This window comes from Ruegeria sp. AD9 (assembly GCF_056542305.1).
On sequence record NZ_JBQFZP010000016.1, the window covers coordinates 46541 to 70374 of the forward strand.

Here is a 23834-nt window from a genome sequence, read left to right on the forward strand (position 1 = left end):
CTCATTCGTCAAAAGCTTGAAACTAATCTGCGGCGATTACTGTCTTTGCCCGACCTATAACGCCTTCAAATTTTGACGTAGGCTTCCGCTCGGTTATCAGGAAGTCACTTGCCGAAAGAGCTGGAAGACGCAAGGCCGGTTTGGGTTCGGATGCCTGGAACTTGGTCGAGTCCACTGCCATGAAACATCGTTCGCTGATCGCCTTCATTGCGACCGCAATATCGACTTCGCATTGTTCGAACACCAAAAAACCCTGTTTCGGATGCACACGTGACGCCGACAGGATCGAGTATTCCACCGACATATTCGCAATAACGTCAAAGGCCGCGCGGTCGAACGCTGCGCCGTCATGATTTCGAAGCTGTGTGCCCGCCATAAAGACCCGGTTGCCGTTCCCCATCGCCAGAGTTGTTGCAATGAACGCTGAATTCGTCACCACGGTAAGATCTCTGCGCGCCTTGAGAGCCTGAGCCACAAAACCCGACGTAGATCCTGTATCAATAGCAATGGACGCGTTATCAGGCACAAGGTTCAAAATGGACTTTGCAATGGCGACTTTCGCCGCGCGGTTGGTTGTCATACGCGCGATGAAAGGGGGATCCAGAACCTTTTGGGTGCTGACCAACGCGCCGTGAACCTTGTCGATGTGCCCCGCATCCACCAACGGCTTCACAATTCGACGGATTGTCTGATCGGAAACGTTAAGCCTCTGCGCCAGATCCATGACCGAGATTCGGCCATGAATGTTAACCGCGCTTAGGATGTCCTTTTCGTATTTCGACATTCAGCCACTCGGATGTTGGATTCTAACAGGATGAATTGTTGATACCTCCTTAAATCACCATATTTCAACGCTCTTTTTTAATTTTTGTTGATTTCTGTTGGTCGATACGATGATCTGGCATCAAATTTGTCGACAGGGGCGAGGCCATGACAACCCATTCTGCAAAACACCTTATTATTGGCGGCGGCATCATCGGATGCTCAATCGCCTATCATCTGGCCCGGGCAGGTGAGACGGATGTCGTCCTTCTGGAAAAGGCATCTCTGACAGAGGGGGCAACATGGCACGCTGCCGGGCTGGTTGGGCAACTGCGGTCTTCCCGAAATACGACCCGGATGCTGAAACGATCGGTCGCGCTCTATGACCGGCTGGCCGACGAGACCGGTATGGAGTTCGACTGGAAGAAAGTCGGCAGCTTGCGGCTGGCGGCAACCAAGGAACGGCTGCTGGAGGCAAAACGTCTGGCGACAATGGCACGCAGTTTTGACCTGGAGATGGAAATCATCTCACCAGCCGAAGCGAAAGCCCTGTTTCCCTATATCGATGCCGACGGTTTAGAGGGGGCTGCCTTTATTCCATCTGATGGCCACGTTGACCCCGCTGGCCTGTGTCTGGCGATTGCAGCCGGTGCACGGAACCACGGCGCACAGATCAGGCAGGGGGTGAAGGTCGAGGATTTCGAAATCCGCAATGGCCGCATAACCAAAGTGATGACAACCAACGGCGACTATGAGGCGGAAACCGTTGTACTGGCCTCGGGCATGTGGAGCCGTGAACTGGCCGCAAAACTGGGCGTCGTGGTGCCAGCCTGCGCTGTCGAGCACCAATATGTCGTAACAGAACCATTGCCAGAGCCGGAATTGGTCAAGGGCCTGCCCACGCTGCGCGACCCTGAGCGTCTGGTCTATTACAAGCCCGATGCTGGCGGGCGTCTGGTCATCGGAGGTTACGAAGACGACACATTGCCATTTGGAGAACGGGGCATTCCCGGAGAGTTCGTGCGCCAGTTGCTGCCGGACAATCTTGACCGTTTTGCGCCGCTGGCTGAACTTGCCGGTGTCGTCACGCCTGTCGTGAACCAGGTCGGCATCCGGCAAATCATCAATGGACCAATCCCCTACTCCGCCGATGGTGATTTTGTCATGGGCTGGGCCCCTGAGGTCAAGAACCTGATGCTCTCGACCGGGTTCCTCTACGGCATTGCGGCTGGCGGGGGCGCGGGGGAAATGATCGCGGAATGGATTCTGAACGGGCGTCCAAGCCTGGATCTTTGGCCATTGGACGTGCGGCGGTTCAGCCCACATCATGCGACCAAGGCCTTTATGTATCCCCGAGCCGTCGAGCATTATGCGCATCACTACAAGATGCGCTATCCGGGCCAGGAGGCCGAGACCGCACGCAATTTGCGACTGTCTCCGCTATACAACCGATTGAAAGAACACGGGGCGGTCTATGGGTCAAAGAACGGGTGGGAGCGGCCCTTGTGGTTCGCCCCAGCTGGGGTCACCCCAGTGGATCAACTCGATTTTCTCAATCCCGGTTGGCATGTCTTCGCGGCCGAAGAACACCGCGCTGCGCGCGAAGGTGTCGTTCTGATCGACCAGTCGAGCTTTTCCAAGTTCGAACTGATCGGCTCTGGCGCGTTGGGTGTGTTGCAACACCTAGCGGTCTCAAACATGGACAAGCCGGATGGCAGCGTAATCTATACCCAGCTTTGTAACGACAAAGGAGGAGTCGAGGCGGATGTCACCATCACCCGCCTGAGGCGCGACCATTTCTATATCGTGACCGGCGCCGGATTCGGGGCGCACGATTCTGACTGGATCCGACGCCATCTGCCGCAAGACGGATCGGCACATCTGATCGAGGTTACCTCATCCCGGGCGGTGATCAATATCTGCGGACCAAAAGCGCGCGACGTCCTGCAGGCGGTAACCGAAGAGGATATCTCAAACGCTGCGTTTCCCTTTGCAACAGCGCGCGACATTACGGTCGGAGCAGCAAAAGTGCGTGCGGTGCGCATCGGCTATACCGGCGAATTGGGCTGGGAACTGCACATCCCAACCGAATTTGCACTTCATGTCTATGATCAACTTTGGAAGGCAGGACAGGCCTATGGCATCCGCGACATTGGCTACCGGACCATAGACTCGCTGCGCCTGGAAAAGGGGTATCTTTACTGGAGCACCGATATCACCCCGGACTATACACCTGTAGAAGCGGGCCTGAGCTCTCGCGTCCACCTGAAATCCAAGGGAAGTTTTTTCGGGCGCGATGTTCTGGAGGGCCAGAAATCCAATGGCGCAGCACAGAAACTCTGTACCTTCGTGACCGAGGAAAAACTGCCGATGACCGGGGGGGAAACCATCCTGCACAATGGCGTAACCGTTTCGCGCGCCAGCAGCGGTGGCTATGGGCACCATGTCGGGAAAACGATCATCTACGGCTATCTTCCGGTGGCGCTGATGGACCAGACGGAATTCGAACTCGAATTGTTCGGAGACCGCAAACAGATCCACCGGGTGGATGGGCCTCTGTACGATCCGACCAATGAGCGGCTAAAAGCCTGAGTGGGAGGGCAGAAAATGACTGACGGAAACACTGATCGTGTCCTGAGTGAACTTCGCAACCTGAAAGGTTTTGAGGAAATCTCAGCACAAGACAGCAAAATCAAACGGCTGGGTGGGTTGACCAATCTGGTCTACAGAGTGGAAACCGGCGGGCACACCATGATCGTTCGTATCCCCGGAGATGGCACCGCGGATTACATTGATCGCGGCGTTGAGATTCACAATGCCAAGGTCGCAGCCGAAGCTGGTATCGGACCTGCTGTGCTTTGGGCGGATGCAGATACCGGTGTGATGATCAGTGATTGCATTGACGGTATCGTCACCATGACACCCGAGCTTTTCGCAACGCGCTCCGGAGCGGCCGCACGTGCCGGGCATGCCCTGCGGCAACTACACGAGTCACCCCGCCCTTTCGAATTTCGGTTCGAACTTTTTTCGATGATCGATGAATACCTGAAAGTCCTGTCAACAAAGGATATTTCCCTGCCCGAAGGCTATACAGAAATTGTCGCGGAAGCTGCGCCGATCAAACTGCTGCTGCAAGACAGGCCGGGCATGCTGGTTCCCAGCCATTGCGATCCGCTTTGCGAGAACTTTCTCGACAACGGTGACCGTATGTGGATCGTGGATTTCGAATATTCCGGCATGAATGATGCCCTTTGGGACCTCGGCGATTTGTCGGTCGAAGCCGGGCTGACCGAGGCGCAAGAAATCGAGATGCTGACGTCCTATTTCGGCGCGGCACCAACAGCGGATCAATTCGGGCGAATGGTGATCTACAAGGCGATGTGCGATCTTCTGTGGACACTCTGGGGCTTGATCCAACATGCCGATGATAACCCGGCCGATGATTTCTGGGCCTATGCAACGGGTCGGTTCGACAGGTGCAAGGCACTGATGTTTGATCCTGCTTTCGCAGCGCATGTTCAGGCAGTTGCGACCAAATAAAGCAGATGGATAAGTTGCAATCTTTTGGTGAATGACTGGCATGTGGAAATGAAAGATTGGTTCGGACAAATGGGTTTCGAACAGGTTTTACAATGAGCTCTTTGAGGGGCCGCAACGTCCCAATAACGACGGCTCAATATACTGCGCAATTCCACTTGAGGCACACAGTTTCCTGTCGCAATCGAACAGAGATCATGGCCGAACGCAGTCCGAGAGTTGATCAGGCGACCCTCAACAATCGAGTTTTTTTCACCGTTGGTCTTTGCACGGGCGCATTCGAAGGTACGCTCAGTGCAGAATTCCTGGCAATTGACCCTAAGATACTTCAACGCAACGGGCACGCGGCTGCTGCTTCTTCCATTCTGGGATGAAGGCGTCAAATTCACTGATTTTCTTCTGTGCGCGCGGTGAAGTAAGTCGGCAGCAACAAGATCCTTCGTCAGATCTGAGCCAGTCATAGCGGAGAGCTGATTTTGGCTACCTTCCTCCCACGTGATCGCCGAGACTAAGCCTCTCATTCAGAAGTTTGCAGCGACACGAAGGAAGGAACCTAATTTGCTTTTCCGGGTTAAAAACGCTTTTAGTAGAAACTTAGCCAATGATAACCGTACCGGTTATGAAGTTCGCCTAGTAAGCGAATCGCTGTTCCCGTCGGTCACAGGTACAGGATTTGCTGAAACAAGGCCCCTGAGAGCCGTCGAGCTCGACCACTAGAGAAGAAATGATGGATCAGAAAAATCACCCGTCTCAACTGGGGAAAGCAATTCGACGCCGCCGGAAAGCGCTTGGCAAAACACTTGTCGAGGTTGCGGATGAAGCTGGTTTGACCACAGGGTTCATATCACAGGTCGAGCGCGGCATTAGTGCCCCGTCCCTGTCTTCGCTTATGGCAATTGCTGCATCTTTAAAGACCAGCATTGAACAGCTTGTCAGCGTTCCCGAGGAATACATCGAATACGTTCGCAAAGATCGACGTCAAACCTATGCATTGGGAGTCAACGGGCGGTTCTATGAAAAGTTGGGTCCGGGGTTTTCGGGGGCGCTTTTGTATCCGTGCATCGTTCATCGTCCTGCGGGCCACATGTCCGAGAAGATGTGCCACGAAGGCGAGAGCTTTTGCTATCTGATTTCGGGTCAGTTGGAATACCATCTGGGTGACGAAGTCCACATCATGTCGAGCGGTGACACGATACATCACGACACCTCCAAGCCGCATTATTCGATTGTCCTAGGAGACACTGAAGCAGTTGAATTGTGGGTAAATACAACGCCGATCAATAATTCCTCCAACTAATCAGGTCGGCCGAACCGTTCATCGACAGTTCTCCGAGTTCTATCGCGGGGTCGCACTTGAAAGTGCTGCCCAAAATGTCGTGGCGCATCCTGGGTTTCCAATCAATGCTCCTGTGATCGCAATATGCAGTTTACGTCAAACTAAAAATTGTTTTAGCAGTATTGAAATTAATGTATACCGCCTTCATGCGATCGAGAATCGCTTTGGGAGGAACTCATCAATGAAACGTAATTTGATGGCAGCGACTGCCGTCGTGGCTACCGCAATGGCCCTACCTTTGTTCGCACAAGAGCGTGGTGGCATTCTGAATTTCGCCAGATATGACGGATCAAACCTGATTGACCCGATTTATGCGGATCGAAACCCTGACATCTGGATGGTTGGCAGCCTTTTCGACACGCTATTGCGCCCCAGTGAAGATGGAAACTCTGTCATCCCAGGACTGGCCGAAGAATACAGTATCTCCGATGATGGACAGTCTGTATCGCTTACCTTGCGCAGCGGCGTCTCCTTTTCGGATGGAACGCCTTTGACCGGAGAAGACGTTGTCTTTTCGCTGGATCGCGCCCGCAATCCCGATCTAAGCCCCTGGGCCGGACTTCTGGGATCCATCGACAATGTAAGCGCGGAAGGAAATGTCGTCTCGATCAGTCTGAAAGCGGCTGACCCGACAATCCTCTCAATGCTTGCCACTTTCACAACCGGTATTGTCTCCAAAGCCGTCTTTGAGGCGGCCGAAGGTTCCACTGACCAGGAAAAGTCCGCCGCAATCTTTGCAGCCAAAGGTCCCGGTGTCGGGTCCGGCCCCTTCTATCTGTGTGGATTTGAGCAGGGAACCTCCATGGAGTTCTGTGCCAATAAGAACTACTGGCGCAAAGGGTCCGACGGCAAAGCGCTGCCTTACCTGGACGGCGTGCATTTTGAGATCATACCTGATGACGCAACCCGGATTCTGAAGCTTCAGGCTGGTGAAGTGGATGCCGCTGAATTCATTCCGTTTTCACGTGTGCCGGAGCTTGAAGCAGACCAAGCGATCAACATGAACCTCTATCCGTCAACACGGATCATATATTCGCCGATCAACACGCGTGAAACCCGTGCTGACGGATCGCCTAACCCGTTGTCAGACGCTCGGGTTCGGCAGGCACTCAACTATGCCACCAACAAAGAGGCACTGATCGGGCTTGTGCTGCAAGGCGCCGGCAAGCCAATGACCTCACCTCTGATGGCAGCGGCGACCCAGCTTTCCGCAAATCTTGGTCCGTTGTATGCCTACGACCTTGACAAGGCCAAAGCTCTGATCGCCGAGGCAGGCGTAGCGCCGGGAACCGAAATCACCTTTACGACTTTGGCTGGCTCTGCGGATGACAGCACCATATTTGCGGCCCTTCAGCAGATGTGGGCTCCGTTGGGGATCAATCTGTCAGTCGAACAGGTGGATGGGCCGACACGTGGCGCCAAGAACCGCTCAGGCGAATTTGACATCCACACCTATGGCTGGGTGAACGACGTAAACGACCCCAGCCAGGTCGTCGGCTGGTTAGGTTATACCCCTACAGCCAATGCGGTCGGCACTGGTTGGGAAAACGCGAAATTCAATGCTCTGTTTGAGGCTTCGGCAGCAGAAATAGACGCTGAAAAAAGAGCGGCCCAGTATGCTGAAATGCAGGAAATATATGCAGATGCAGCCCCTTTGCTTTTCATGTATGAGACGCCCTTTGCGGTGGCAGTATCGACCAGCGTGGACGGATACGTTCAGACACCACTGGGAAATAACGTCTTCGATCAGGCGACCGTCAGCCGCTGATCGCTTAAATGCCGCCGGCAGGTACTGCCGGCGGTTCATTTGACGGAGGCCTTGATGGCAACCCTTCAATACACATTCAAACGCTTGTTGTTGATGATCCCGACATTCATCCTCGTGATGATCATCATCTTTGTTCTGGTTCGTCTCCTACCGGGGGACCCGGCCATCGCCATCGCAGGAGACCGGGCTTCGGATGCAGATCTTGCTGCTATCCGCGAACGGTTGGGACTGAACGAGCCGCTTTTGGTGCAGTTCTGGCTGTTTCTGACAAATACGCTGCAAGGCGATCTGGGCCGGTCAATCCTGATGCGCGCACCGGTTACTGAAGTCATCATCAACCGCCTGCCGACCACGGCTTTTCTGACGATCTATGCAGTTCTCATGTCTTTGTTGATTGCAGGACCACTGGCGTTTGTTGCAGCTCTGAACCGCGGACGGTGGCCCGACGCAGTGATCCGTACAGTGTTCCAGATAGGGTTATCGATGCCTGTGTTTTACATCGGTCTGATCTTGCTGACTTTTCTTGCCGCCCAACTGCGGTGGTTTCCGGTTGGCGGCTATGGCGACACCTTTATGGACAGGCTGTATCATCTGTTCCTGCCTGCCGTAGCGGTGGCGTTGTACACGTCGGCGATCATCATGCGAAACCTGCGCGCCGCCATCATCGAGGTCCTTGATGCCGAATACGTTCAGTTTGCCCGAGCCAAGGGTTTGCCCGACAGGCTGATCTTGGGGCGCCACGTGTTACGTAACGCACTGATTTCGACCGTTACACTTTTGGGTCTGTCTATCGGCAACCTCATGAGTGGAACGCTGGTTACCGAAACAGTTTTCGCCGTACCCGGTGTCGGACGCTTGATGCTTGAGGCGATTTTCGCGCGCGACTACCCGCTCATCCAGGGATTGACGCTGACATTTGCGGTTCTGGTCTCGGTCGTATTCCTGCTTACTGACCTGTTTCAAAGCTCGTTGGACCCGAGGATGCGTTTGACATGACCGACACTGCCACTTCTCCTGGTGGGGCGGGCGTACCGCCAAAGACGCGCATACCAGCGGCGCTACGAAAACCGGGTTTCATAATAGGCCTCTGCATCATTGGAATGTCGACTTTGCTTGCGATCATGCCAAATGCGTTTGCCCCGTATGATCCAAACTTCATCGATTACACCGCGGTCCGACAGCCACCAAGCTGGGCCCATCCCTTCGGCACCGACCTGCTGGGGCGCGACAGTCTGAGCCGCGTTATTTCAGCCTATTCGGTAAACATGCAGATGGCAGTCCTTGCCACAGTCTTTGCCCTGATCATTGGCGTCGTAGTTGGCGCGCTTGTCGGCTACTACCGCGGGATCGCTGATATGATCTTCGGGCGTGTCGTGGACGCGATCATCACGTTCCCATTTCTGGTTCTAGTCATTGCGGTCGTCGCCGTACTTGGGCCGGGCTTGGTCAATATGTACATTGCGATAACGGTTGTTGGTTGGGTCTATTATGCCCGGTTAATGCGAGCCGAGATCATTGCGCAGATGGGAAACGACTACGCCGCTGCGGGCATCGTCATGGGATACTCTGACAGGCGCATTATCTTTCGCCACCTTCTGCCGAATGCGATTACGCCGGTTATCGTCTACTGGATGACAGATATGGCGCTGGCAATTCTGCTGGGTTCGTCGCTTGGGTATCTGGGTCTTGGCGCACAGCCACCGCAGGCGGAATGGGGCGTCCTGATCGCAGAAGGACGTAATTTTATCACAACGGCCTGGTGGTTGAGCCTGATGCCCGGGATCGCGATCGTTATCACAGGTCTTGGATTTTCCCTTATTGGCGATGGGTTGGCAGACCTGCTCAGGCCACGCGGGTAAGGAGTTGGCAATGACAGGCAATCAGCAACCTATCCTCGAAGTGAAAAACCTTAGTACAACCTTCTGGAAAGAAGGGACCCCTTTGCCAGCCGTGCGAGACGTGAGTTTTTCCGTTCGACGTGGCGAAGTCCTGGGACTGGTCGGTGAAAGCGGTTCTGGCAAGAGCGTCACTTTGCGCTCGGTTCTGGGGCTATCGCGGCGCTATGGCGAAGTCACAGGAGTTGTGAATTGGCAGGGGCAAAACCTTGTTCCGCTTTCCGAACGAAAACTGAGGCGCATTCGCGGTGGCGAAATTGCGATGATCTTTCAAGAACCGATGACATCGCTTAACCCGTTGTTGACGGTTGGCATGCAACTGACCGAGACGTTGAAGGCGCATACCGACCTCAATCGCGCGGCGCGCCGTGACCGGGCGGTTGAGATGCTGGATCATGTAGGGATTCCATCTGCCGCGTCACGTTTGGACGAATACCCACATCAGTTTTCAGGTGGTATGCGGCAGCGCGTTATGATCGCGATTGCTCTGGCAGCTAACCCGAAACTATTGCTTGCCGATGAACCAACCACCGCATTGGACGTTACGATTCAGGCGCAGATTCTTGATTTGATCCTGTCCTTGGCCGATGAGCTTCAGATGGGCGTGGTTCTTGTCACGCATGATTTAGGTGTGGTCGCTCAAACCTGTGAATCCTTGGCTGTCATGTATGCCGGACGGGTGGTTGAACAGGGGGCAGTGCGTCAGGTTTTGAATGCACCACGTCACCCTTATACTGTTGGGCTGATGCAGTCTGTTCCTCAGAATGTGCCGCCGCGCACACCGCTCTATTCGGTGCCGGGCACGCCTCCGAGCCTCGAGAGATTGCCTGTCGGATGCGCCTTTGCCCCACGGTGCCACAGCACAGTCGACGCGTGCCTGAATGCGCGCCCACCCTTGTCGGCAATATCCGAGGGTCGTCATGTGGCGTGCTTCAATCATGTGCCTGCAGCTCAGGGAGACGTCGCATGACAGATACGGTCATGGAGATAAACGATGTGGGTCTTCAATTTCATTTGTCACGATCGGTTCTTGATCTGATCCGCCAGCGACCCGGGCGGGTTGTCAACGCGCTGAACGGTGTCAGCCTCGAGCTCAAGCGAGGAGAAACACTGGGCGTTGTCGGCGAGTCTGGGTGTGGCAAGTCCACGCTCGCGCGTTGCATCGTTCGGCTTCACCAGCCTCAGACCGGCAGTATCCGTTTCGCAGGAAAAGATATTTTTGACCCGAAATTTCGTAACGAGCGCGACTACAACCGTCGCGTTCAAATGATGTTTCAGGATCCTTATTCGTCCCTGAACCCCCGGATGACGACTGGTCAGATTCTTTCCGAGGCTCTTAGTGTTCACAAGATGCGTCCCGAGAGTGAAATTCCTTCGCGCGTTATGGAACTGTTGGATCTGGTACGCCTGCCACAGGACGCCGCATACAAATTTCCACACGAGTTTTCAGGGGGGCAGAGGCAGCGAATTGCTATCGCACGTGCGCTGGCGGTCGAGCCGGAAGTTTTGATTGCCGACGAACTGGTTTCAGCGCTGGACGTTTCAGTACAGGCACAAGTCGTCAATCTTCTGCTTGAATTGCAGGACAAACTGAACCTTACAATTCTTTTCGTCGCACATGACTTGCGACTAGTACGTCACGTCTCGAACCGGGTGGCCGTAATTTATCTGGGCCGGATTGTGGAGATCGGCGATAGCGAAACCTTGTTCTCCGATCCCTCACATCCCTACTCCCAAGCTCTGCTCAGCGCTGCGCCATCGCTTGATCCGGATGACAAAGGGAACGTCATCCGACTGGAGGGTGAGTTGCCGTCACCAATGAACGTACCGCCCGGATGCCCGTTCCACGTGCGCTGTCGTTTTGCCACAAGTCTTTGTCAACGCGACGTTCCCGCACTCAGACAATTTGGGGAGTTTGGAGAGGTCGCCTGCCACCACGCGGAAGAGATCAAAGCACATGCTGGATAGGTTTCATTTATGTCCGAGCGAAAGAATTTCGCTGTTCCGCGACCAAATGAGCGTGCAGGACCTGGATGCCTTTGTAATACCACGATTTGATGCCCATCAAGGCGAATACGTCGCACCGCATGACGAACGTCTGGCGTATCTGACCGGGTTCACCGGATCTGCTGGACTTGCCTTTGTAACACCTGACACCGTCGCCCTTTTTGTCGATGGTCGATACAGCTTGCAGGCTACGCAAGAGTGCAAAGGCGCGTTGTTCTCTCATCATCATCTTCATGGCGAGACGCCCGAAGAGTGGCTGAGAAAAGAGATGCGTACAGGTTGGCGCCTCGGATATGACCCGATGCACATACCCCCGTCGTGGTTTGACCGGTTTGACGCAGCTTGCAAGGATGTGGGCGCAATGATGGTGCCGCAACAAGTCAATCCGGTCGACGCGGTTTGGACAGATCAACCAGCGCCACCCTGTGGTCGTGTGACAGTTTTACCGTCGCAGATTGCCGGGAAAAACTGTGCAGAAAAATGCTCTGATCTGGCGAACTATCTGGTTCAGCGACAGGCCGACTTTGTTGTCGAAACACAACCTGACAATATCGCCTGGTTACTGAACATTCGCGGCGCAGATGTTGACTATAATCCGGTAGTTAACTCCTTTCTTCTGGCACATCGGGACGGGACGCTGATTTGGTTTGTCGATCCGCAAAAGCTGGATGATTTCGTAGAGAGTACATTGCCCTCAAATCTTCAGATAGTTCCACAGGTAGAGTTTTTGCCCACGCTCAAGGCCAGATTTCGGCCAAATCAGCTGGTATTGGCTGATCCGGATTTCTCACCTGTCGCCGTAAGACAAACCATCGAAGAAGCCGGTGCGAAACTTGGTTCTGAACGCAGTGTGATTACCCGGACTAAGGCATTGAAAAACACGATCGAACTGGAGGGTCTTCGAACCTGCCATTTCACCGACGGAATCGCGTGGGCAGAATTTGGTGCCTGGCTTGCAGACACGGTTCCCGTTCGCGCCGAAAGTGGTGACCCCCTGACCGAGCGTGAAGCAGAGCAAAAATTGAAGGCACTGCGCTGCGCACAGCAAGGTTTCCTAGGTGACAGTTTTCATGCGATCTCAGCGGCAGGCGGGAACGCGGCGATGTGCCACTATAGCGCGACCGCGGATCGGAATGATCCCATCCAACCGGATCAAACCTATCTGATGGACAGCGGCGGACAATACGAGACGGGAACGACCGATACCACCCGGTGCTATGCTTTTAGAGCACGGCCTGACGGGTATGATGAGGCATACACGGCAGTCTTCAAGGCCTTCTGTGCCTTGGCCACCTTGCGATTCCCGCCTGGTACCCAAGGGCACCATATCGACGGGATCTGCCGCCGCCCTTTGTGGGATCTCGGGCTGGACTATGACCATGGGACCGGTCACGGCATCGGCCATCGACTATCAGTGCACGAACACCCGCAGAGAATTGGAAAACCCTATAACCCGATTGATCTGGAACCGGGCATGGTCATGTCGATTGAACCGGGGTTTTACAAGGCCGCCAGCTTCGGCATCCGCATAGAAAACGTCTTTGAGGTCGTCACAGAAGACAACGGTTTCCTTGCCTTCCGCAATATGACGTTTGTGCCAATTCAGACTGACATGTTGATTGTTCAAAACCTGACTATGCCCGAGCGGCACTGGTTAAATCAATATCATCGTCAAATCAGACAGATGCTTTCACCGCGATTGAGTGATCCCGCAAAAGGGTGGCTGACAAAAGTGACGACTGCAATCTGAAACACGAAACGAACTTTTGGCCGGGCTGTATGCTGCTGTGCGGCGAAACGAGTGGCGACGTTTCCAACCGTCAGAATACCAAGCCGATAACGGCTCGCGCGTGGAGTAAGAACAATAAGATGTGCCGGGATCGCCGAAGCGGGTGGTTTCGGTCACATTAAGGGTTGGTAAGATTACCAGATTTATCAGAATATCGCCAATTGGCCCGTGAAATCTCTGTCGATGCCGTGGCATTGGTGCCGGGTCCAAATTTCGACCGTGCCATGGGCAAGTCTTTCATGACCAACGAACGCCCCATCGTGGTTGTGATCCCCGCATCAGGAGAACCCGCTGCCGTTGTTCCAAATCTGGAACTTGGCTCGTGGGATCAATTAAGGTTCGAAGGAGCGGTATTCGATTGGCGGGATGAGGCGGGTTACAAAGGGGCTTTCACCGCTTTGGCGAACCACCTGAGCATCGGGTCCCTTGCAGTTGAAGGGCAGGTCATGCGTGTTTTTATCTCTGATGCACTGACCGAAGCTATGCCTGGGTTACAAATAACTGATGCGGAACACCAAATCTCGAACCTGCGACTGATCAAGTCCAGCAAGGATGTGGCCTCCATGCAAGCTGCGATCACCATCTCGGAACGTGCGCTTGAGCGGGTTATCGGAACGGTACACGCAGGTCAGACCGAGAAACAGATCGAACAGGATTTGATCCAGGCAATGTTTGCCGAAGGCGCCGATTCACTGGCCTTTACACCGATTGTGGTCGCTGCCGACAACTCGGCCCGACCACATGGGAAAGCGCGTATGGATTATCGGATTCAAACCGGCGATGCGCTGCTCTTTGACTTTGGCGCGCGCAAGGATGGATTTGTCGCGGATATCACGCGAACCTTTTTCGTTGGCGAAGTCTCAGATGAGGGCAAGGCTGTCTACGAAACTGTATTGCGAGCAAATCAGATGGGTCTGAACGTGTGTCGCCCCGGTGTGACGGCCCATGATATCGATGATGCTGTCATCGGCGTTCTTGAAGCATCCCCTTTCGCCAATCGCATCCGCACCAAGACAGGCCACGGATTGGGTCGGGATGTGCACGAGGCTCCATATATCATGCGCGGAAACAACCAGGTAATGCGCGCAGGCATGGTCTGGACCAACGAACCGGGTCTGTATGACCTAGGCAATTTCGGTGTCCGCATTGAAGATGACGTCTTGGTCACAGAAGACGGATGCCTATCACTGACCAGTTTCCCGAAAGAGCTTATTGTCCTGGGGGCGGGACGTCGATAACCGGGCTGTCCCAGCCACACGGTTGGGGTCAGTGAATGGCAGCCAACATGATGCGGGTTGGATATGTCGCAAAGCACTGATTGTGAGGCATTGTCTTGGCAATCGCAGGGCACGGGTTCCCCTTCTACCATGTCTTATCAAGTACAGGAAGTTGGGCTATTGTACCTAGCATTGCGCCTACACATGACGCGTCTAAAGCGCTGGCAACCGGTTTCATATGGATGTTGCGAATTACAGGCAAAAAGACGCGTTGACCACAAACCTGAAAGGTGACCCATGTCTTTCTCAAGCCGTTCTTCAATTTCGCGACGCCGCTTCCTTGCCACGACAACCGCTGGTGCGGCGGCAATTACCCTGCACCCGTTTTCGGTGGCGGCGGCCAATAGTCAGGCGCATCTGCGCATCATGGAAACCACCGATATCCATGTCCATGTGTTTCCTTATGATTATTATGCGGACAAACCCCGCGACACGGTGGGCCTGTCCCGCACAGCTTCGATCATCAACGAAATCCGATCTGAGGCGACAAACTCGATCTTGGTGGACAACGGCGATTTTCTGCAAGGCAATCCGATGGGCGACTACATCGCTTACGAGCGCGGCATGAAGGACGGCGACAGCCATCCCATCATCACGGCCTTCAATACGGTCGGGTATGATGCCGCGACGCTGGGCAATCACGAGTTCAACTACGGTCTGGAGTTCTTGGACAAGGCTTTGGCCGGTGCCGAGTTCCCTGTTGTTCTGGCAAACGTCGCCAAGGAAAAAGGTGCAAACCCGCGTGACGACAAGACCCTTGTTCAGGCCTATGCCATTCTCGACCGTGAAATCGAGATGGGCGACGGCACCAAACATCCGATCAGGATCGGTGTCATCGGTTTTACCCCGCCACAAATCGTGAACTGGGACCGCAGGCACCTGGAGGGCAATGTTCAGGCCCGCGATATCGTCGAGACGGCTCAGGCCTATGTGCCCGAGATGAAGGAACAGGGATGTGACCTGATCATCGCCCTGTCGCATTCGGGGATCGGGGGGGCCGATCATGAGGACGGCATGGAAAACGCATCGGTGGTTCTGGCAGGGGTCGACGGGATCGACGCGCTGGTCACCGGCCACAATCACCTGGTTTTCCCGTCACCGACATTTGCTGACCGCCCCGGGATCGACGTGGAAAAAGGCACGCTGATGGGCAAACCTGCCGTCATGGGCGGTTTCTGGGGGTCGCATCTTGGCCTGCTGGACCTGCTTTTGGAACGGGACGGCAATGAATGGCGCGTCGTCACCACAACTTCCGAGGCGCGACCGATTTCCAAACGTAACGAAGATCGATCAATCACCGCTCTGGTCGAAGATGATCAGAAGGTTCTGGAATCGGTTGCGAAAGCTCATGACGAAACGCTGGCCTATGTTCGGCGCGCGGTCGGCAAGACCTCGGCCCCGCTGCACAGCTATTTTGCGTTGGTCGCGGATGATCCGTCTGTGCAGATCGTCTCAATCGCGCAGAAATGGTATGTCGAAGACATGCTGAAAGGCACCGAGCATGAAGGGCTGCCAATCCTGTCTGCGGCAGCACCGTTCAAGGCTGGTGGCCGAGGGGGTCCGGAGTATTACACCGATGTCCCGGTCGGGGACGTTGCCATCAAGAACGTGGCCGATCTGTACCTCTATCCAAACACGGTCCGCGCTGTTCGCGTGAACGGGGCGCAGGTGCGTGGCTGGCTGGAACGCTCGGCCGGTATGTTCAATCAGGTCGAAGCTGGGTCCAAGGATGCGATCCTTCTGAACCCCGAGTTCCCATCGTACAATTTCGACGTGATGGACGGTGTGACCTATCAGATCGACCTGTCGCAACCGTCGCGCTTTGGACCAAAGGGCGAAGAGGTGAACCCCGACGCAGCACGGATCGTGAACCTTGCCTTCAATGGCGCGCCTGTTACGGATGACATGGAGTTCATCATTGCCACCAACAATTACCGTGCATCCGGTGGTGGCGCGTTCCCGGGCGCAATGGGCGACACGATCGTGTTCGAAGCACCGGACACCAACCGCGACGTCATTGTGCGCTACATTGTCGAACAGGGCACAATCGATCCCAAAGCGGATGCCAACTGGTCGTTTTCGCCGCTGGCGGACACCACGGTGTTGTTCGAGACCGGTCCAAAAGCCCGCGACTATATGGGCGATGTCAAAGGAGTGGCAATCGAGGACGCCGGGGAAGGCGCAGACGGTTTCGCAGCCTTCCGCATCAAGCTCTGATCCGACCAATTTGTCACAACGATAACCTGACCCGCCACCTTGGTAACTCGGTGGCGGGTTTGCGCTGAACACCCGTACAATTCAAAGCCATCTGTCCCGGCGGCGGAAGATGCTACATTTTCAATCGGCGTTCCCGACATGCGTCGAGAGGGTGGGCCATAGAACTCAGCGAACCGTTGGAAGCCAGTTGAGCTTCTGCGCTCCCAGCCCTGTCAAAGAAGCTGAACGGGTGACCCAGTCCCCTGAAATCAGACTATCTCGGTGTTGATCATCCACCCTTGCAAGGATGAATCATGACACACAGAAGTAATGCCGATTAGACCTTAGATCTGATCAGTATTTGCGAGGATGGAAAAAGAGAATAACCGCCTGAAACGGATGAAGGCATGGGCAAGTTGGTGAAATCTGTATTCAAGGATCTCGCGGCAAAGGGAGTTTGAATACCCTATGGCAGGTAAAAAGTAGTCGCCTGCTGAACTGAATCTTTTTTTCCACCATTTGGCAAAGACGACGGGCTGCGATCTGTGGAGCACAGCGACAACAGGTCTTTCAGCTTCTGAATTACATTCGATACCATGAAAGACCCCGCTCTGTTGATATTGAGTTCCTGTAATCCCGTCAGTTTATTCAGTCTCATTTGTACTAGAGGCCGAATTGAAGATTTTGCCTTTCCCGTCACTTTCGTCAGCGCTTGAAGCCTGAGTGCAGTTGGATACTACAACGCCTTCGGCTAGATCCAATTTTTTTTGTACGCCGTGCGCCATCGAACTCGTTGTCTTACGTCGCATTTTGGGGTCTTCGTCGCTGTCCCGGCTAGCCTCTTTTTCCCAACTGCCGAATTTTGACTGATCCGACGTGTCAACTCTCGGCCTTGATCGCAGCAACCACAATGTCGATTGCGTGGTCCAGATCCGATTGCGAGATGGTCAGCGGCGGCGACAATGTCAGAACGCATCCCTGACTGATCTTATAGCTCAAACCGGCCTCCAGACAGGCATAGTAAATCCGTTCGGCACGCGCATTACCCGGCGTTTTGTCGGCGCGATCATCGACGATTTCGACCCCGAACATCAAACCCCGTCCCCGAATGTCTCCGACGGTAGGTACGTTCTGAAGTTCGTCCATAAGACGGCCAATTGCGTGCTCACCCAACGTGGCCGATCGATGAACCAACCCCTCATCTTCGATGATTTGAAGCGTTGTCAAAGCGGCCCGCGCGGTAACCGGGTTCTTTTCGTGTGTGTAATGACCAATGGCAAAATCTCCGCAGACATCCAATTGTTTGCGGGCAACACAAGCGGCAATGGGCAGGATGCCCCCGCCAAGCGCTTTTCCAAGCGTCACAATGTCGGGGACGATCTCGTCATGTTCAAAGGCAAACATCCTGCCGGTTTTGCCAAGGCCTGTCGGGATTTCATCCATGATCAAAAGCGCGCCGTGACGATTGCACGCCTCGCGCACGGATTTCCAAAACCCCGGCGGTGGTACATAGGGCACCGCACGCATCGGTTCGGCTATGACCGCCGCCACATCTCCTTCACGCTCCAGAACATATTCGACCATTTTCGCGCAGGCCAACCCGCAGGTTTCCGGTCCCGTGTGATTGTATGGGCAACGGTAGCAGGCGAAAGGCGCGACGTGTTCAGTGCCCGACAAGAGGGGGCCCGCGATATGACTGCGGAACGTCGCCTCGCCACCGACGCTTGCGGCGCCAAAGCCCGCGCCATGGAAGGCATCCCAGAAGCTGATCGTTTTGAACCGACCGGTAGCGGCGCGCGCGATCTTGAGAGCAACCTCGGTGGCGTCAGAGCCGCCTGTGGTAAAGAGCATTTTCCCCAGATCGCCAGGTACGATATCTGCCAGTTTTTCCGCCAAATCCACTGCCGGATCATTGGTAAAGCGGCGGGGCGCGAAAGGAAGATCGTCAAGCTGCGCCTTGATTGCGGCAACCAGACGCGGGTGCCCGTAGCCTATGTGGTGCACCGAGTTTCCATGGAAGTCCATGTACCGGCGACCCTCCATATCCTCGATCCAGATCCCCTCGGCCTTTGCAATGGTGCTGACGCAGGGTGATGACAGAGATTGATGCAGGAATACATCCGCATCGCGTTTGAGCAGAGGTGTCGACTTTGGTCCCATGGACTTTCTCAACCACGCCTTACGCGCCTCGGATGTGTTTGATTCCCCTTCCGTGTGGACAATCTGTGGCATGTCCGCTCCTCGTTTCTGTCATCAAAAGATGCGGGCCCCTAAAGGCCCGCCAGTATCAGGGAGGATATGAGGCGCCCTTCCCGTCTGTGGGGAAAGGACGCAAGGTTTAGTTGGGCCAGGGCAGCGAATAGGTTTTGACGTTGGTGAAAAACTTCATCGCCTCGATAACACCCTCCTTCACGCCGTTTCCGCTGTCCTTGATGCCGCCAAAGGGTGACATTTCAATGCGGTAACCCGGTTGTTCCCAGATGTTGCAGGTGCCGACATTCAATCCGTTGATAAAGGCGATGGCCCTGTTCAGGTCATTGGTGCAGACCCCAGAAGACAGGCCGAACTCGGTCGAATTTGAGATCGCCATCACCTCTTCGTCGTTGTCCGGCACGCGCACGATCGGCACGATAGGACCGAAAGTTTCTTCCATCACCAGCTCGCTGTCATGGGGAACCTTGTCGACGACGATAGGCGGCAGCAATGCGCCCTGACGGCCCGGGTGATACAGGATTTCTGCACCCTCTTTTTCAGCCTGAAGAACGCGGTTTTCGAATATCTCCGCGGCTTTGTCGTGGATCACGCACCCCAGCTCGGTTTCAGGGTCTTGCGGATCGCCAAATTTGATCTTCTTGGCCTTCTCCAGAACCAGCGGTACAAACTTGTCGGCCACACTTTCCTGCACGAGGATGCGCTTGACCGCCGTGCACCGCTGACCGGAGTTTCCGGTCGCACCCGCCACTGCGATTGTTGCGGCTTTGTCCAAATCCGCATCGCTGAGGTCATTCAGAACGATCAGAGGATCATTGCCCCCAAGTTCCAGCGCCTGACGCTTGTAGACGCCTTTTTCAGCGATCAACTTGCCCACCGGCACACCCCCGGTGAAGGTGATAATATCGATATGTTCATTGGTGATCATCTCATCGCCAATGTCAGCCGGCCAGCCGGTCACCACCTGGAACATCTCGTGCGGCAGGCCTGCCTCGTAAAGTATGTCGGCCAATGTCAGCGCGGTCAGCGGCGTCAGTTCCGTGGGTTTACAAACCATACAGTTGTTGGTTGCAATAGATGGCGCGATTTTGTGGCTTACCATATTCAAAGGGTGATTGAACGGGGTGATCGCACTGATTGCCTTCACCGGCTCTCGGGTGGTGAAAATCTTGCGAGCTTTGCCATTGTGGGTCAGATCGCAGGAAAATATCTCGCCATCGTCCTTTAGCGCCTCAGCCGCCGCAAACTGATAAACATCCTGTGCACGTTTGGTTTCGTAGATCGCATGCTGGTGACAGATGCCCAGCTCTAACGTCAGCCATTTCGCAAGATAATCACGTTTTTCACCGATCAGCTCGCCTGCGCGCTGCAAAATCTGGCTGCGCTCGTACCGGGTCAGTTTTGGTTTGTAATTCGCCGCAATTTCGAAAGCCCTGCGTGCGTGTTCTGCGGTGCCAGCGGGAACATGACCCACGACCTCGTTGGTGTACGGGTAGAGGACGGGAATGGTTTCATCGGTAAAGACGATTTCGCCACCGATCCGCATTCCTTCGTTACGAACTTCGATTTTCGACATGGTCTGGTCTTTCATGGCTTACTGTGCCGCCGCTGTAGTTGCGTAGAAAAAGGCATCAAAGTTGCGCAGCACGGGTTGGTTTGGCAGGTCGATGACACGATTCACGATGAAGGGAACTTCTTGTTCCGTCAAACCACCATGGCTGCGCAGGGGCTCTTTGAGCGCTGCCAGATCATGGCGATGCTCGGACGTTCCGATGCAAATGTTTTCGCCAGAAACCATTACAATGTCGCCAATCCGGTCACCGGGCAATTCGAACCGTTCAATGGCCTGAGCCTTGGTCAGCACATGGGTGATCCCATCGGTCGCCTTGAGTTTGGCAATGATGTCGCTCTGATCCGCGCCATCCGGCAGATATGCGGTCGCGAACGAGCCCAGTGCACCATGATGGACGACATACGGGTCAGTGATCGGAAGGATGACCCGCGCCGCATCCTTGCCCAGCCATTCGTCCATCAGGTCCTGCACATAGACGACCGAAGGGGATCCATCTGCCAAGTGCTTTGGCTTCATGCCGTGATCAGCCGTCACCACGATGGCGGCCCCCAATGCGTCCAATTCGCCCAGATAGCGGTCGAACATGGCGTAGAAATCCAGCGCGCCCTTTTGATCGGGTGCAAACTTGTGCTGGATATAGTCGGTGGTCGACAAATACATGACGTCGGGCTTGAACTCTTTCAGCAGCTTGACGCCAGCAGCAAAAACGAACTCGGACAGTTCGGCCGAGTAAACCTCGGGCACGTCCATGCCCAACCACTTGCTGGCATTGTCGATGCCGTGTTCTTCAAGCGTCGTTTCGCCCGAACGCTCAGAAGAGAATGCAACCGCCCTGCCCTCGTCAAACTTCAGCCCGGCACCAAGCAGCGCGCGAAGCTTGTCCTTGGCGGTTACCATCGCCACGCGGAAACCTGCATCATAGAACTGCGAGAAGATGGTCGGCGCACGCAGGAAGCGGACGTCGTTCATCATCACCTCTTCACCAGTATCGGGATCGATAAGGTAGTTGCCGCAGATTCCATGCACGATCGGCGGGCGCCCGGTGGCAATCGAAAGATTGTTGGGGTTGGTGAACGACGGGATAACAGAATGCGCCAGACGGTCCGTACCTTCCTCCCGCATCCGTTTGAGGTTGGGCATCAGCCCTTTCGCAATCGCCACGTCGAGGTATTCTGGTTCACATCCATCAAGGCAGATGGCAATTGCGGGCACTTTGGGCGTCGGGTAGACGCGCTCATTTGCTTCGACAGGGGTTTGAATGGTCATCTGTTTTTCCTTGATTTTTATGCGGCCAACTTGGCGCGTTCTTCCAGTGCCCGGAGAGGAGGCGCAGCGCTTGTCACGCCCATTTCTTCCAGAGATTCTTTTGCAGCGATCACAACTTTACGCATGACATCTTCGTCCATCTGACCGATGCAACCGACGCGGAAACTGTCGACGACAGTAAGTTTGCCCGGATAGATAATGAACCCTTTTTCCTTCATCCGGTTATAGAACTGATCGAAGACGAATTTCTCATCAGCCGGGCAGAAGAAGGTAACGATGATGGGGCTCAGCCAACGATTATCCAGCAGTGTTTCGAAACCCAGTTCACGCATGCCCGCGACCATGACGTCCCGGTTGCGGGTATAGCGGGCACCGCGACCTGCAACACCTCCTTCGGCGGTGTGCGCCCGAAGCGCCTCGATGAAGGCAGCGACCACATGCGTCGGTGGGGTAAACCGCCACTGGCCCGTTTTATTCATATGCGACCACTGCGCATACACATCCAGAGACAGCGAATGACTGTTGCCTTTTGCGGCTTCAAGCTCGGTCTTGCGGGCCACAATGAACCCAAAACCCGGAACGCCCTCGATGCATTTGTTCGCCGAAGACACCATGGCCTCGTATCGGATTTCAGTGGGTTTGAGCTCAATCGCCCCAAATGCCGACATCGAGTCGATCAAAAGCTTGCGCCCGGCGGCATATGTGACTTCCGATATCTCTTCGACCGGGTTCAGGATACCCGAGCTGGTTTCGCAGTGAATGGCCACGACATGCGTGATGTCCGGGTCATCCGCAAGAATGCGCGCCACTTCGTCACCCCTCGGCGGCAGGTAATCGCCCTTGTCCAACACGACATGATCACGACCCAGGTACTGCAACGTCTGGGCCGAACGCTGCCCATAAGCACCATTTGCTAATACCAGCGCTTTTCCGTCCCGCGGAATAAAGGATGCCAGCATCGCTTCGACAGAAAACGATCCGCTGCCTTGCATCGGTACGCAATCAAACTCGTCGGCACCCTCGCCAAGCAGGTTCAGCAGGCTTGACCGCACCTCTCGCGTCATGGCGCGGAAATCATCGTCCCAGCTTCCCCAATCGCGCAGCATGGCCTCTTTGACCGCATAGGAGGTTGTCAAAGGACCGGGGGTCAAAAGGTAGGGTTCGCCGAGGCGCGGTTGCTCTAATTTTGGTTTGGATGGCGTCATTACCAGGCTCCAGAACAGCGTTTTCAGGAACACAATTGCAGCAACGCTTGCTATATGTGAAATTGCAATTATCAATCTAATCATAGGCGCAGCCTATGCATTCATCTTCAGGGAACTGTAATGCGACACAGCCAGTTGAAAGCCTTTCATTACGTGGCCAAACATGGGGGATTTTCCCGTGCGGCAGAGGCTTTGTATCTGACCCAGCCAGCGATTTCAGAGCAGGTCCGAAAACTGGAACAGGATCACGACCTGTTGTTGTTCCAGCGTGAACGAAAACGCGTGAACCTAACGCCCGAAGGCGAACAGCTTTACCGATTCACCAAACAGTATTTCGAGATCGAAGATCAGATTGAGGATTACCTCTCTGAAACCAAAGCCGCGATCGATGGAGAATTAAGGATCATTGCCGATTCAGCGCATCACATGACATCTTTTCTGGCGCCGTTCCAAAAGAAATACCCTAAAATCACGATCACTGTGCGATCCGGCAACACCGAAGAAATCCTGGAAGAGCTTCGGTCTTACAATGCAGAGATCGGTGTTGTTGGCAGCCTGTCTCCTGGCAAGGACATGGACGTATTGAATTTGGGGTCCACTGAAATCGTGGCTTTTGCTGGCCAGGGCGTGCTTTTGGCATCAAAACCCACCCTGACCCTGAAGGAGCTGGCCGAGTTGCCCCTGATTTTCAGAGAGCACGGGTCAAAAACACGCGAGAAACTGGAAGAAGCAGCCGAGAAACAAGGTATCAGGTTAAACCCGGCGATTGTAGCTGAAGGCCGAGAAGCCGTTCGCGAACTTGTTGCCTCGGGTGCAGGTATCGGTTTTGTATCTCAGGCGGAATATGGGCACGATGATCGACTGCGGCAAATCAAATTGAAGGGTGTGAATTTGCAAATGGGTGAAAGCATGATCTCACTTTCCCAGCGTCGCGATGTCAAGATCATACGGGCGTTTATGGACTTTGCGGAGCGGGTTCTTGGGGAGAAGGAAACCGCCGGAGATATGTGAC

17 protein-coding genes are annotated in these 23834 nt (G+C 54.7%); 12 read left to right on the forward strand and 5 right to left on the reverse strand.

Features of this window, described 5'->3' with window-relative positions:
* Window positions 1–22: 22 nt before the first annotated feature.
* Window positions 23–784, reverse strand: coding sequence for a DeoR/GlpR family DNA-binding transcription regulator (locus tag ACR0AM_RS18200; protein ID WP_480623629.1), 762 nt, complete (start codon window positions 782–784; stop codon window positions 23–25).
* A 146-nt stretch (window positions 785–930) separates the two neighbouring features.
* Between ACR0AM_RS18200 and ACR0AM_RS18205 the strand changes: the two genes are divergently transcribed.
* From ACR0AM_RS18205 to ACR0AM_RS18255, 11 genes are all read left to right on the forward strand, one after another.
* On the forward strand, window positions 931–3354 hold the full coding sequence (locus ACR0AM_RS18205; protein ID WP_480623630.1) for a GcvT family protein: 2424 nt from the start codon (window positions 931–933) through the stop codon (window positions 3352–3354).
* Window positions 3355–3369: 15 nt separating this feature from the next.
* Window positions 3370–4302 (forward strand): phosphotransferase, encoded by a 933-nt coding sequence (locus ACR0AM_RS18210; protein WP_480623631.1) that lies wholly within the window; start codon window positions 3370–3372, stop codon window positions 4300–4302.
* Window positions 4303–5026: 724 nt separating this feature from the next.
* Window positions 5027–5596: a helix-turn-helix domain-containing protein gene (locus ACR0AM_RS18215; RefSeq protein ID WP_480623632.1), complete on the forward strand. Its 570-nt coding sequence runs from the start codon at window positions 5027–5029 to the stop codon at window positions 5594–5596.
* A gap of 220 nt (window positions 5597–5816) precedes the next feature.
* A complete protein-coding gene (locus tag ACR0AM_RS18220; RefSeq protein ID WP_480623633.1) occupies window positions 5817–7403 on the forward strand; it encodes an ABC transporter substrate-binding protein in 1587 nt (528 codons plus the stop codon).
* A 54-nt stretch (window positions 7404–7457) separates the two neighbouring features.
* Window positions 7458–8399, forward strand: a complete 942-nt coding sequence (locus ACR0AM_RS18225) for an ABC transporter permease (protein WP_480623634.1) — start codon at window positions 7458–7460, stop codon at window positions 8397–8399.
* Between the two features lie 104 nt (window positions 8400–8503).
* Window positions 8504–9262 (forward strand): ABC transporter permease, encoded by a 759-nt coding sequence (locus ACR0AM_RS18230; protein WP_480555711.1) that lies wholly within the window; start codon window positions 8504–8506, stop codon window positions 9260–9262.
* 10 nt (window positions 9263–9272) lie between these two features.
* Window positions 9273–10268: an ABC transporter ATP-binding protein gene (locus ACR0AM_RS18235; RefSeq protein ID WP_480623635.1), complete on the forward strand. Its 996-nt coding sequence runs from the start codon at window positions 9273–9275 to the stop codon at window positions 10266–10268.
* On the forward strand, window positions 10265–11266 hold the full coding sequence (locus ACR0AM_RS18240; RefSeq protein ID WP_480623636.1) for an ABC transporter ATP-binding protein: 1002 nt from the start codon (window positions 10265–10267) through the stop codon (window positions 11264–11266). The genes ACR0AM_RS18235 and ACR0AM_RS18240 overlap by 4 nt, the downstream gene beginning before the upstream one ends.
* On the forward strand, window positions 11256–13055 hold the full coding sequence (locus ACR0AM_RS18245; protein WP_480623637.1) for an aminopeptidase P family protein: 1800 nt from the start codon (window positions 11256–11258) through the stop codon (window positions 13053–13055). The genes ACR0AM_RS18240 and ACR0AM_RS18245 overlap by 11 nt, the downstream gene beginning before the upstream one ends.
* Before the next feature lie 200 nt (window positions 13056–13255).
* Window positions 13256–14332, forward strand: a complete 1077-nt coding sequence (locus tag ACR0AM_RS18250) for a M24 family metallopeptidase (RefSeq protein ID WP_480623638.1) — start codon at window positions 13256–13258, stop codon at window positions 14330–14332.
* 276 nt (window positions 14333–14608) lie between these two features.
* Complete coding sequence (locus ACR0AM_RS18255; RefSeq protein ID WP_480623639.1) at window positions 14609–16588, forward strand: bifunctional 2',3'-cyclic-nucleotide 2'-phosphodiesterase/3'-nucleotidase; 1980 nt, start codon at window positions 14609–14611, stop codon at window positions 16586–16588.
* A gap of 858 nt (window positions 16589–17446) precedes the next feature.
* Here the strand turns inward: ACR0AM_RS18255 and pbfA are convergent.
* The 4 genes from pbfA to ACR0AM_RS18275 all read right to left on the reverse strand — a co-directional run bounded on the left by pbfA (window position 17447) and on the right by ACR0AM_RS18275 (window position 22822).
* Complete coding sequence (pbfA, locus tag ACR0AM_RS18260; protein WP_480623640.1) at window positions 17447–18799, reverse strand: (R)-1-hydroxy-2-aminoethylphosphonate ammonia-lyase; 1353 nt, start codon at window positions 18797–18799, stop codon at window positions 17447–17449.
* Window positions 18800–18905: 106 nt separating this feature from the next.
* A complete protein-coding gene (phnY, locus tag ACR0AM_RS18265) occupies window positions 18906–20369 on the reverse strand; it encodes a phosphonoacetaldehyde dehydrogenase (protein WP_480477695.1) in 1464 nt (487 codons plus the stop codon).
* A gap of 3 nt (window positions 20370–20372) precedes the next feature.
* Window positions 20373–21617, reverse strand: coding sequence for a phosphonoacetate hydrolase (gene phnA / locus ACR0AM_RS18270; protein WP_267365552.1), 1245 nt, complete (start codon window positions 21615–21617; stop codon window positions 20373–20375).
* Window positions 21618–21634: 17 nt separating this feature from the next.
* Window positions 21635–22822, reverse strand: coding sequence for a 2-aminoethylphosphonate--pyruvate transaminase (locus tag ACR0AM_RS18275; RefSeq protein ID WP_480477699.1), 1188 nt, complete (start codon window positions 22820–22822; stop codon window positions 21635–21637).
* A gap of 120 nt (window positions 22823–22942) precedes the next feature.
* Between ACR0AM_RS18275 and ACR0AM_RS18280 the strand changes: the two genes are divergently transcribed.
* Window positions 22943–23833 carry a LysR substrate-binding domain-containing protein gene (locus ACR0AM_RS18280; protein WP_480477701.1) on the forward strand — a complete coding sequence of 297 codons (891 nt, stop codon included), beginning with the start codon at window positions 22943–22945 and terminating at the stop codon, window positions 23831–23833.
* The last annotated feature ends 1 nt before the right edge of the window (window position 23834 follow it).

What these genes read in the sequence shown, in the direction of transcription:
- ACR0AM_RS18210 (WP_480623631.1), top strand. Translation starts at nt 3,370, where the DNA reads ATGACTGACGGAAACACTGATCGTGTCCTGAGTGAACTTCGCAACCTG.
- pbfA (WP_480623640.1), bottom strand. Translation starts at nt 18,799, where the DNA reads ATGCCACAGATTGTCCACACGGAAGGGGAATCAAACACATCCGAGGCG.
- ACR0AM_RS18280 (WP_480477701.1), top strand. Translation starts at nt 22,943, where the DNA reads ATGCGACACAGCCAGTTGAAAGCCTTTCATTACGTGGCCAAACATGGG.
- ACR0AM_RS18205 (WP_480623630.1), top strand. Translation starts at nt 931, where the DNA reads ATGACAACCCATTCTGCAAAACACCTTATTATTGGCGGCGGCATCATC.
- ACR0AM_RS18215 (WP_480623632.1), top strand. Translation starts at nt 5,027, where the DNA reads ATGGATCAGAAAAATCACCCGTCTCAACTGGGGAAAGCAATTCGACGC.
- phnA (WP_267365552.1), bottom strand. Translation starts at nt 21,617, where the DNA reads ATGACCATTCAAACCCCTGTCGAAGCAAATGAGCGCGTCTACCCGACG.
- ACR0AM_RS18225 (WP_480623634.1), top strand. Translation starts at nt 7,458, where the DNA reads ATGGCAACCCTTCAATACACATTCAAACGCTTGTTGTTGATGATCCCG.
- ACR0AM_RS18275 (WP_480477699.1), bottom strand. Translation starts at nt 22,822, where the DNA reads ATGACGCCATCCAAACCAAAATTAGAGCAACCGCGCCTCGGCGAACCC.
- ACR0AM_RS18200 (WP_480623629.1), bottom strand. Translation starts at nt 784, where the DNA reads ATGTCGAAATACGAAAAGGACATCCTAAGCGCGGTTAACATTCATGGC.
- ACR0AM_RS18220 (WP_480623633.1), top strand. Translation starts at nt 5,817, where the DNA reads ATGAAACGTAATTTGATGGCAGCGACTGCCGTCGTGGCTACCGCAATG.
- phnY (WP_480477695.1), bottom strand. Translation starts at nt 20,369, where the DNA reads ATGAAAGACCAGACCATGTCGAAAATCGAAGTTCGTAACGAAGGAATG.
- ACR0AM_RS18235 (WP_480623635.1), top strand. Translation starts at nt 9,273, where the DNA reads ATGACAGGCAATCAGCAACCTATCCTCGAAGTGAAAAACCTTAGTACA.
- ACR0AM_RS18245 (WP_480623637.1), top strand. Translation starts at nt 11,256, where the DNA reads ATGCTGGATAGGTTTCATTTATGTCCGAGCGAAAGAATTTCGCTGTTC.
- ACR0AM_RS18255 (WP_480623639.1), top strand. Translation starts at nt 14,609, where the DNA reads ATGTCTTTCTCAAGCCGTTCTTCAATTTCGCGACGCCGCTTCCTTGCC.
- ACR0AM_RS18240 (WP_480623636.1), top strand. Translation starts at nt 10,265, where the DNA reads ATGACAGATACGGTCATGGAGATAAACGATGTGGGTCTTCAATTTCAT.
- ACR0AM_RS18230 (WP_480555711.1), top strand. Translation starts at nt 8,504, where the DNA reads ATGTCGACTTTGCTTGCGATCATGCCAAATGCGTTTGCCCCGTATGAT.